At 69.1% G+C, this 9,180-nt stretch carries 5 protein-coding genes; 3 read left to right on the top strand and 2 right to left on the bottom strand.

The genetic code is table 11. The annotated features are described in order from the left end of the window. Window positions 1–70: 70 nt before the first annotated feature. A complete protein-coding gene (locus ABD056_RS16405; protein WP_343868347.1) occupies window positions 71–949 on the bottom strand; it encodes a prephenate dehydratase in 879 nt (292 codons plus the stop codon). A gap of 48 nt (window positions 950–997) precedes the next feature. Then, window positions 998–1,762, bottom strand: coding sequence for a 3-deoxy-manno-octulosonate cytidylyltransferase (locus ABD056_RS16400; RefSeq protein WP_343868345.1), 765 nt, complete (start codon window positions 1,760–1,762; stop codon window positions 998–1,000). 200 nt (window positions 1,763–1,962) lie between these two features. Between ABD056_RS16400 and ABD056_RS16395 the strand changes: the two genes are divergently transcribed. The 3 genes from ABD056_RS16395 (at window position 1,963) to ABD056_RS16385 (ending at window position 9,174) form a co-directional block, all read left to right on the top strand. Beyond that, the gene (locus tag ABD056_RS16395) at window positions 1,963–2,712 is read left to right on the top strand and encodes a c-type cytochrome (protein ID WP_343868343.1); all 750 of its coding nucleotides are present in this window, start codon (window positions 1,963–1,965) and stop codon (window positions 2,710–2,712) included. Window positions 2,713–2,903: 191 nt separating this feature from the next. Continuing rightward, window positions 2,904–3,425, top strand: coding sequence for a PAS domain-containing protein (locus ABD056_RS16390; protein ID WP_343868342.1), 522 nt, complete (start codon window positions 2,904–2,906; stop codon window positions 3,423–3,425). Window positions 3,426–3,585: 160 nt separating this feature from the next. Next, a complete protein-coding gene (locus tag ABD056_RS16385) occupies window positions 3,586–9,174 on the top strand; it encodes a FecR domain-containing protein (protein WP_343868341.1) in 5,589 nt (1,862 codons plus the stop codon). Window positions 9,175–9,180: the final 6 nt, after the last annotated feature.

Genomic DNA, 9,180 nt, shown 5'->3' with positions numbered 1-9,180 from the left:
GCGACGGCTGGGCGGCGGTTCTGGCCGCCGCCGGCGACGGCGCGGCGGCGGCGGCGGACGAGGAGGAGGATCAGTCCTCCAGCCCGGCGCGGGCCTCGAAGCGGTAGGGGTGGGCGGGGTAGACGCCGAGGATCTTCACCTCGCGCGAGAAGAACTGCAGTTCCTCGAACGCCAGCCGCACGTTGCGGTCCTCCGGGTGGCCCTCCACCTCGGCCAGGAACTGCGCCGCCACGAAATGGCCGTCGACGATGTAGCTTTCCAGCTTGGTCATGTTGACGCCGTTGGTGGCGAAGCCGCCCATGGCCTTGTAGAGCGCCGCCGGCACGTTGCGCACCCGGAACATGAACGTGGTTACCGACGGCACCACGCTGTCGCGCGGCGGCGTCACCGCCTCTTCCGCCATGATGAGGAAGCGGGTGGTGTTGTGGGTCTCGTCCTCGATGTTGGCGCGCAGGGAGACGAGGCCGTAGGTTTCCGCCGCCAGTTCGGACGCGATGGCGGCGATGGACTTGTCGCCCCGCTCCGCCACCTCGGCGGCCGAGCCGGCGGTGTCGGCGGCGACCACCGGACGGATGCCCAGCTCGCGGATCACCTTGCGGCACTGGCCGAGGGCATGGACGTGGCTGCGCACCACCTTGATGTCGGCGAGGGTGGCGCCCGGCACCGCCAGCAGGTGGTGGTTCACCGGCTGGTAGTGCTCGCCGATGATGTGCATGCCGGACCGCGGCAGCAGGTGGTGGATGTCGGCGACGCGGCCGGCGACCGAGTTGTCCACCGGGATCATGGCGAATTTCGCCAGCCCGTCGCGCACCGCCTGGAAGGTGTCTTCAAACGAGGCGCAGGGCAGGGCCGTGAAGTCCGGAAACACCGCCCGGCACGCCAGATGGCTGTAGGCCCCCGGGCTGCCCTGGAAGGCGATGGTGGTGGCGGGCTTCGACGTCTCGGCCATGATGGTGCGGAACTCCGGTGACAGGGTGTGGAGTGAAGGCCGGCGGCGTCAGTGGGCCGCCAGCAGCCGGCGGGCCTTGTCCAGGTCCGCCGGGGTATCGACGCCGAGCGGCACGGTCTCCACCAGCACGGCGTCGATGCGCATGCCGGCCTCCAGCGCCCGCAGCTGTTCCAGCCGCTCGCGGGTTTCCAGCACCGCCGGCGGCAGGCTGACGAACCGCTCCAGCGCGCTGCGGCGATAGGCGTAAAGGCCGATGTGGTGATAGAGCGGGCCGTCGCCGGTGGGGGCGGTGGCGCGGGTGAAATAGAGGGCGCGGGCCTGGGTCTCGCCGGCGGCGAGGCCGCAGACCGCCTTCACCACGTTGGGATTGTCGCGCTCCGCCGGATCGCGGATCTCGGCGATCAGGGTGGCGATGTCCACCGCCGGGTCGGCCAGCGGCTCGACGGCGGCGCGCACCAGATCGGGGTCGAGGGTCGGCAGGTCGCCCTGGACGTTGACGATGACGTCGAAGCGGCCCTGGGGGTCGAACCGCTCCACCGCCTGCCACACCCGGTCGGAGCCGGAGGGCAGGTCGGGATCGGTGAGCACCGCCTCGCCGCCGGCCTCTCGCACGGCGGCGGCGATTTCCGCCTCGGCGCAGGCGACCAGCACCGGGCCGACGGCGGCCTCCATGGCGCGCAGCCACACCTGCACGATCATCGGCCGGCCGGCGATGTCGGCCAGCGGCTTGCCCGGCAGCCGGGTGGAGGCCATGCGGGCGGGGATGACCACCAGGACGGAGGCGGAGGGCGGCGGCGGCGGCGGAACGGTCATGGCAGGGCGGGCCGGCTGTCGAGGAAGGGGCTCGAAGGTATCGCTCCGCCCGCCGGCGGGAAAGCCCGAAATGGCCGCCGCGCCCCCGCCAGTGTGACAAGTCCGCACGCGGGGCGTGGACAGGACGGGCCGCAGCGGCTAACCTCCCGCGCGATTCTTCCTAAGCCCTGGTCCTGACCCGTTCGGAGAGGCGCATGTCTATGATCGGCAAATCCGTCGTCGCGCTCGCCGTGGCGATCGTCCTGGTGTTCGTCGTGAATGCCCTGGGCGACATCTATCTTCCCGAGCGCACCCTGGATGAACCCGTCTACCGCGTCGGGCTCGAAGGCGGCGCCGCCGCGCCCGCGCAGCAGGCCGCGCCCGAGCCGGAAGCGGACATCATCACCCTGATTTCGCAGGCCAGCGCCGACGACGGCGCCCGCGCCTTCCGCAAGTGCACCTCGTGCCACACCATCGACGCCGGCGGCCCCAACCGCGTCGGCCCGAACCTGCACAACGTGGTGGGCGCCGAAGTCGGCCATCACGAGGGCTTCAACTACTCGCCCGCGCTGGCCGGTCACGGCGGCACCTGGACCTATGAGTCGCTGGATGCCTGGCTGCTGAACCCGTCGGCCTACATTCCGGGCAACAAGATGAGCTTCGCCGGCATCAAGAGTGCCCAGGAGCGCGCCGACCTGATCCAGTACCTGATGGCCAACACCGAAAACCCGCCGCCGCCGCCGCCGCCGACCGCCCCCGCCGAGGAACCGGCCGCCGAGGCCGCCCCCGCCGAGGACGGCGAAGCCGCCCCGGCCGAGGGCGAGGCCGCTCCGGCCAACGGTGCCGAGGCCGCGCCCGCCAACGGTGGCGAAGCTGCCCCCGCCGCCAACGGCGGCGAAGCTGCCCCGGCCGCCAACGGCGGTGAAGCGGCCCCGGCCGCCGAAGGCCAGGCCGCGCCGGCCGCCCAGTAACCACCCGCCGCCGGCACCGCCGGCGCCGGACCTTCAGGCCCAGGGCCCGCATGACAGGGCGCGCCGTCTTCCCGACGGCGCGCCCTATGTCGTTTGTACAGGGGGTGGTCGCATTGACCGCAGGGGCGCCATGGGTATCATGCCGGAGAAGGGACCGGACGCGCCCTCCGCCCGTCCACAGGAAGGACCGCATGCTCACCCAGCCGCTCGCCATGCACGCCGCCATCGGCCGCCCGACCACGGACGGCGGAACCGTCGCCGGCATCGACAGCGAGCGCCGCACCGTCGGGCAGGCCCTGTCGTGGTGGCACGAGGTGCGGGGCGAGCGCCGGCTGCCGCTGCTGGCCGACGTCGACCTGACCCACGGGCCGCTGGGGCCGACGCTGTTTCTGCTCGACCTTGGCGACGACCCGGCCCAGGCGGTGTTCCGCCACTGCGGCGGCAGCCTGTCGACCGCCTTCGGCCGCCGCCTGAACGGCCGCCGCCCGCACGAGGCGCTGCCCCCCGACATGGCCGACCATCTGCTCGATCTGGTGGTGACGGTGGTGCGCTACCGCCGCCCGCTGGCCGATGCCGCCACCCGGCCGCGGGTGCGGGGCGGCGGCCTGCTGCGCCACCGCATGGCGGTGATGCCGGTGGCGGCGGATGCCGACGGCCTGCGGGTGTCCCATGTCGTTGGAGCTTTCAGCTACCGTATCGACCTTGGTGCCTGACAGTACAGACCTAGGTCGGCGCTTTCTCCCTCTGCGTGCACGACTGGCAGACTATTCGCGCTCCCTGCCTTGACAGTGGCAGTACCTGCGAGGAAAGTCGGGGGACTTACGCCCTTCGGACGGCCGCTGCGTCGAAGGGTCAGCAGTGCGGGGGAACATCATGGGGATCATGCGCACCGAGGCGGCCTCCACCGCCTTCGCGGGGCTGGACACGGGCAGCACCACCGTCATCGACGCCGCCGGCGGACCGGTGACCGTCGCCGACACGGCGCTGCTGCTGCACGGCCAGTACGCACGACTCGGCCCGGACCTGCTGATCACCGGGCCGGACGGCGACAGCGTGCTGATCACCGGCTATTTCACCCATGCCGTCTTCCCCGACATCGCCGGCCCCGCCGGCGTGCGCCTGGACGGCAGCCTGGCCGCCCGACTGGCCGGCCCGCAGGCGCCGGGCCAGGTGGCGCAGGCGACGGGCGGCGCCATGACCGAGATCGCCCAGGCGGCCGATGCCATCGGCACCGTCACCAAGGTGACCGGCACCGTCTTCGCCATCCGCGCCGACGGCACCCGCGACCAGCTGGCGTCCGGCGACCGGGTGTTCCAGGGCGACATCATCGAGACCGCCGCCGACGGCGCCATCGGCATCACCTTCGTCGACAACACCGAAATGTCCCTCGGCGGCGACGGCCGGCTGGTGCTGGACGAGATGATCTACGACCCCGATTCGGGCTCGGGGCAGAGCAGCCTGTCGCTGGTGTCGGGCGCCTTCAGCTTCGTGTCGGGGCAGATCGCCAAGTCCGGCCCCGACGCCATGCAGGTGAAGACGCCGGTCGCCACCATCGGCATCCGCGGAACCACCGGCGTCATCAAGGTCCACACGGTCGACACCGACGGCGACGGCGAGCCCGACGCCAAGATCGAGGTGGCGCTGCTGGATTCGGGCGAAATCGTCATCCGCGCCTTCAACGGCGTCACCCAGACCCTGAACGAGATCAACACCGGCCTGCGCATCGTCCAGTTCTCCGGCCGCGACATGCTGGTGGGCACGACGGAAGGACGGGTGGAGACCTTCACCGTCACCCGCGAGTTCCTCAGCGACGACGTCATCCGCGCCGCGCTGGTCCACCTGCCGGCCTCGCAGCTGCCGGACCTCAACGCCGTGCCGGCCGGCGAGACGCCGACCCAGACACCCACCCCCGGTCAGGATGCCGGGCTCGGCTCGCAGCAGTCCGTGGCGGACCAGCTCGTGCAGGTGGTGCTGCGCAGCAACGAGCTGCGCCAGGCGCTCGGCCTGCCGCCGGCGCCGGTGGGCAGCAGCAACGGCGAGCGCTCGCTGCCGCCGAGCACCACCAGCGGCGACGACCGCCCCTTCAACCAGATCGTGCGCGAGCTGGGCCAGGAACAGCAACGCCTGTCCGAGAGGACCAGCCAACCTCAGCTGCCTTCGGCGACGAAGGACGACACGCTGGCGCCGCAGCCCCCCTCCAGCGCCCCCCCCACCGGGGGCGGCAGCCCCAGCGACCCCTATGCCGGCTATGTCCGCGTGGTCATGAGCAGCCACCTCTACAACGGCGCGACCATCAGCGGCAACCAGTGGATCGAAGGCACCGCCGGCAACGACACCATCTTCACCGGCCTCGGCAACGACATCATCTATGGCGGGGCCGGCGATGATTACATCATGTCCGGCGACGGCGCCGACACCGTGTTTGGCGGTGCTGGTGCCGACACGATCGTCGGCGGCAGCGGCAACGGCAATGACGTTTATTACGGCGGCCTGATCGGCAGCGACGACAGCGCCCACGACTGGCTCATCTACACCAGCGCCGTCAACGGCGTGACCGTCAACCTGAACAGCCAGCTGGCCTTCGGGCCCGACATCGGCAACGACACCATCGTCGGCTTCGAGCACGTGCTGGCCGGCAGCGGCAACGACCTGCTCATCGGCAACGCCGCCGCCAACATCCTGCGGGGCGGCGACGGCAACGACACCCTGCGCGGCGCCGGCGGCGACGACACCCTGGAAGGCGGCCTCGGCAACGACGTCTACGCCTACCACACCTCCGATACGGTGTGGGGCAATGACCGCATCGAGGATTCCGGCGGCAGCCAGGACATCGTCGACTTCTCGCAGGCGCTGGCGGTGGGGCCGACCGCCTTCTACTGGGACGGCGCCGACCTGATGATCGAATCCGACGGCCGCGGCACCATCCGCGTCGTCGGCGGCTCGACGGCGATCGAGGGCTGGCGGTTCTCCTCGTCCTCCCCCTACAGCTCCAACGTGACCATCGCCGGCACCACCTCCGACGACGTGGTGATCGGGTCGGCTGCCGACGACAGCCTCTATGGCGACATCGGCAACGATGCCCTCTTCGGCAACGCCGGCAACGACACCCTGGATGGCGGCGGCGGCAACGATTACCTGGCCGGGGGAGCCGGCGACGACGTCTACAGCTTCACCGGCGGCTTCGGGCACGACTTCATCCGCGACACCAGCGGCACAAACAAGATCCAGATGTACTCCGGCACCCTCAACGGCGTGAGCATCGACGCCAACAACATCGTGACGCTGGATTACGGCGCCGACGACAGCGTCTCCTTCAGCGGCTTGATGGCGACCTACCAGTACGAAAGCACGCCTTACGCCATCACCCGCGGCACCGGCGCGCTGGCGGGAACGGCCGGCAACGACTTCCTCATCGGCACCCTGGGCAACGACACCCTCACCGCCTCCGGTCACGACATCCTGGCGGGCGGCGGCGGCAACGACGTCTACCTGATGACGGAAAGCCTGAGCAGCGCCACCATCTACGACAGCGGCGGCACCGACAGCCTCAGCACCGGGGCGCTGCTGCTGAAGTACGCCAGTTTTTCGTCCGTCACCGGCGTCACCCAGTTCACCCTGGCCACCACCGCCGCCCCTGCGACCAACCTGAACGTCTACGTCTACGGCACGCTGGAGACCTTCACCTCCAACGCCTTCGGCTCCCTGACCCTCAACACCACCGGCAACGGCTTCGGCAGTTCCGCCAACCAGCTTGTCGTCGGCGCCTTGGGTGCGTCCCTGCTGAGGGGCGGCAGCGGCAACGACGTGCTGGTGGCCACGGAAGGGGCGGGAACCAACTTCCGCGGTGGGGCCGGCAACGACACCATGATCGGCGGCATCATGGACAACAGCTACATCTACCGCACCATGGACGGCGTCTGGGGCAATGATGTCATCCGTGACGCCGGCGGCCTCTACGACAACATCGACTTCACGGAAGCGGAAGGGTATGCCCCGACCGGGGCGCAGCTGTCGGGCAGCAACCTCGTCCTGACCACGCCCCACGGCACCATCACGGTCGACAACAACGAGGGTGCGGGCCGGATCGAGCAGATCCTGGTCTACAAGAATGGCTTCTACACGCTGCAGATTGTCACCGCCGGCAACTCCATTGCCTCACCGGGCACCCTGCAGGGAAACCCCGGCAGCGTCTTCGCCGTCGGCACCGCCGGCAACGACGTGATCATCGGCAGCGCCAGTTATGACATGCTGTTCGGCAATGAGGGCAATGATACCCTGCAGAGTGCCGGGGGCGGTGATTACCTTGCCGGCGGGGCTGGTGACGATGTGTACGACTTCACGTCGTCGGTCTTCCTGGGCCACACCACCATCGTCGACAACCAGGGCGCCAACCAGATCATCGTCAGCAGCCCGTGGCTGGAGAATGCCGAGGCAAACATCGGCGGGCCTTTGGTGCTGCGCTACGGCGCGGACGACACCATAACCGTCCACGGCAGCATCGCCACCTACACCAGCAGCCTCACCAACTACACGGTGTTCCTGGCCCGCGACAGCGGCACCACCACCGCCGCCGGCGGCCGGGCCATCACCGGCACCGGCGGCTCCGACCTGCTGATCGGGACCAGCGGTGGCGACTTTCTGGTTGGTGGCGCTTCCGACGACATCCTGGCGGGCGGTGCCGGCAACGACACGCTCGTGGGGGGGACGGGTTACAACACCCTGATCGGCGGTGACGGCGACGATGTGCTCATGTACCACCCCGACGACGAACGCTACGGTGGCGACGGCATCGACTTTATCGGCCTGACGGTGGCGGAAGGCACCACCCAGCACATCAGCGCCTATATAGCCCAGTTCTACTCCATCTACAGCATCGAAGGCTTCCACCTGGACGCCGATGCCGCCATGACGCTGATTGTCGGCTGGAACGCCTTTGACACCATGGTGGGCAGCAGCGGCGAGCTATACATCCGCGGCGGCAGCGATGATTCCATCAGCGGCGACGGCGACACCTGGACCTACCAGACCACCAGCACCATCAACGGCATCACCTACCACCACTTTCACAACGACTACTCCTCCGGCAGCCGCACGCTTTACGTGCAGAGCGGCATCAACACCAGCGCCCTCGGCACCATCCCGACCAACCTGTCGGTCGCCAATGCCAGCGGCTACTGGACCGGCGCCATCTGGACCGCCACGCCGGTTGCCGGCAACACGATCCAGATCGGCAGCCACGTGGTCACCTACAACTCGGGCACGCTCAGCGTCGGCGCGTTGTCGGTGGGGGCGAACGGGATCCTGGCCGTCACCAACGGCAACCTGACCACCGGCCCCATTACCACCACCAAGGCCAGCCTGCCCGATCAGGATGACGGCGCCATCAGCGTCAGCGGCGGCACCCTGGCGGTGAGCAGCGGCACGTCCAACGTCGCCATGCTCACCCTCACCGGCGGCACGCTGGACGTGAATGGATGGATGGAGGTGGCCAACTTCACGTGGACGGGCGGCGCCATCACCGGCGGGGACTCGCTGCAGATCACTGACACCGGCGTGGTGTCCGGCAGCGGCCTGACTGCCACGGAGAGCCTGAGCGTGCGGAGCGAAATCTTCACGCCCCCGGCGCAGCTCGTGATCACCGCGGCCGACCTCACGCTCGGCGGGACGCTGGAGGCCTACAACGGCAGCATCAACATCGTCGACAGTACTGTCGTCGCGGATGCGCTGACCGGACCGGGAATGGACGGCGATGACGGCGACCTGCATGTCGGGTCCGTTGCCGCTGCCACCACGGTGACCGTCGACCGGCTCGCGGCGCTCACCCTGGATGTGTCGAGCGAGGTTTCGGTCACGTTCAACATCAATGGCGCCGGGTCGGAGATCGAAGACCTGGTGGTGAATAGCGCTGCCGGCACCACCACCTTCAACATCGCCATCGAGTTGCAACTGCGCGACGTCTCCATCGGCGGTGCCACCACGTTCAACCTCGACCCCTCTGCCACCCTCACCGTCTATGGCGAGTGGCGGCAGGAGACCAGCGCCGCCACCACCATCAACGGCGGCAAGCTGGTGTTCGACCTCTATTCGGGGTCGGCGGTGGATGACGGCAACGGCGGCCAGATCGAGATCGGGCTCGGGACGATCGTGCAGCTCTACGGCGGCGATGCCGGCGACCCGTTCAGCCTCTCCAACCTCAGTCTGTTGAGCGGCGTGTCCGTGCTCAGCCTTGAGGACGGCTACCAGAATTACGTCACGATCAACATCAACGACCTCGAAAACATCATGGAGGGGCGGACCACGCTGCGGATCGACGGCGACGGGATTGACAGCGTCACCTTTGAGGACAGCGGCCTCTGGACGAGTGCGCTAGACACAGACTTGTCGTCCACCAGCTATTCCGTCTACACCTTCAGCGGATACACGGTGGAAGTATCGAACGCTCTGGCACCGCCCACCCTCTGACGTCGC

Origin of the sequence: Caenispirillum bisanense (assembly GCF_039523075.1) — a bacterium.
Taxonomy (GTDB): domain Bacteria; phylum Pseudomonadota; class Alphaproteobacteria; order Rhodospirillales; family Rhodospirillaceae; genus Caenispirillum; species Caenispirillum bisanense.
Note: the sequence above shows the minus strand (reverse complement) of the source record. Positions and strands in the feature narration are given on the sequence as shown.

What these genes read in the sequence shown, in the direction of transcription:
- ABD056_RS16390 (WP_343868342.1), top strand. Translation starts at nt 2,904, where the DNA reads ATGCTCACCCAGCCGCTCGCCATGCACGCCGCCATCGGCCGCCCGACC.
- ABD056_RS16405 (WP_343868347.1), bottom strand. Translation starts at nt 949, where the DNA reads ATGGCCGAGACGTCGAAGCCCGCCACCACCATCGCCTTCCAGGGCAGC.
- ABD056_RS16385 (WP_343868341.1), top strand. Translation starts at nt 3,586, where the DNA reads ATGGGGATCATGCGCACCGAGGCGGCCTCCACCGCCTTCGCGGGGCTG.
- ABD056_RS16395 (WP_343868343.1), top strand. Translation starts at nt 1,963, where the DNA reads ATGATCGGCAAATCCGTCGTCGCGCTCGCCGTGGCGATCGTCCTGGTG.
- ABD056_RS16400 (WP_343868345.1), bottom strand. Translation starts at nt 1,762, where the DNA reads ATGACCGTTCCGCCGCCGCCGCCGCCCTCCGCCTCCGTCCTGGTGGTC.